The sequence below is a fragment of the Acinetobacter sp. HR7 genome, assembly GCF_000773685.1.
GTDB classification, from domain to species: domain Bacteria; phylum Pseudomonadota; class Gammaproteobacteria; order Pseudomonadales; family Moraxellaceae; genus Acinetobacter; species Acinetobacter thermotolerans.
On sequence record NZ_JPQO01000177.1, the window covers coordinates 1 to 1254 of the forward strand.

At 40.8% G+C, this 1254-nt stretch carries 1 protein-coding gene and 1 pseudogene; one reads left to right on the forward strand and one right to left on the reverse strand.

Annotated features, from left to right (window positions below):
* Nucleotides 1-28: 28 nt before the first annotated feature.
* Nucleotides 29-109: pseudogene (locus GW12_RS16175) on the reverse strand (IS200/IS605 family transposase); the annotation flags it as partial.
* A gap of 20 nt (nt 110-129) precedes the next feature.
* Here GW12_RS16175 and GW12_RS09655 point away from each other — a divergent pair.
* The gene (locus GW12_RS09655) at nt 130-1188 is read left to right on the forward strand and encodes an RNA-guided endonuclease TnpB family protein (RefSeq protein WP_034586922.1); all 1059 of its coding nucleotides are present in this window, start codon (nt 130-132) and stop codon (nt 1186-1188) included.
* The last annotated feature ends 66 nt before the right edge of the window (nt 1189-1254 follow it).

The following is a 1254-nucleotide window of genomic DNA, read 5'->3' on the forward strand; positions in this document are numbered from 1 at the left end:
GCTACCTTAATAGGGTTAATTATGAACAGTAAGTGTCAACAGACCCTAAATGAACGTGCATATTAAAAACACAGTGACGACCTGTTCTAATCTCTTGACTATTATCCATAGACCAAATATATTTTAGTGATGAAGACACTTAAATTACGCATAAAAGACAAACATTGCAAGGTGCTAGACCAATTGGCATCTGAAGTTAATTTTGTCTGGAACTATGTCAATGATTTGTGTTTTAAACACTTGCAAAGAAAACAACAATTCTTTTCAGCTTACGATATTGCTAAATACACGAAAGGTACATCAAAAGAGTGCAATTTGCACAGCCAAACCATACAGGCAGTTGCGGAAGAATTAGTTACTCGAAGAAAGCAATTTAAAAAAGCCAAGCTAAAATGGCGTGTCAGTAACAAAAAAAATGCTAGACGTTCTCTCGGTTGGATTCCATTTAAAAAAGTGGCGGTGAAATATGCCGATGGGTATGTCCAATACGGCAAGCATCAATTCAAGCTATGGGACAGTTACGGACTAAGTAAATACAATGTTAAAACAGGCTCGTTTGTCGAGGATAGCCGAGGGCGTTGGTATGTATGTCTTGTGGTTGATTCAATTAAAACAGAGAAAACCACCGCTAAAACCTCAATTGGCATTGATCTAGGACTCAAAGACCTTGCGACTTGCTCAGATGGTGTAAAGTTCAAAGCGCCTAAAATCTATCGTCAATATGAACAAAAACTTGGTATTGCTCAAAGAGCAAGAAATAAAAAACGTGTCAAAGCGATTCATGCCAAGATCAAAAATCTACGTCAAAATATGCTGCATCAATTCAGTCATAAACTGGTGAATGAACATGCAGCCATCTTCGTTGGTAATGTGAATGCCAAAGCATTGGCACAGACAAAATTAGCTAAGTCTGTACTCGATGCAGGTTGGACGACCTTAAGAACCATGCTCAAGTATAAATGCGAGAACGCAGGGGTATGGTATGAAGAAGTCAATGAAGCCTATACCACCCAAACTTGCTCGTGCTGCGGCTCACGCTCCAGTAGTCTGAAAGGTAGAGCAGGACTTGGAATAAGAGAATGGCAGTGTGTGGAGTGCGGTACATTCCACGATAGAGATATAAACTCAGCACTGAATATTCTTGCGCTCGGACATGGGCGTCTCGCAGGAGGAATCTCCGTCCTTTAGGTCGGAGAGGATGTCAAGAGCATCTCACACGCTTAGTGGCAATGTGGCACATCACTCGTTGAATGC

Coding starts and splice junctions, on each gene's coding strand:
- GW12_RS09655 (WP_034586922.1), top strand. CDS start 130: ATGAAGACACTTAAATTACGCATAAAAGACAAACATTGCAAGGTGCTA.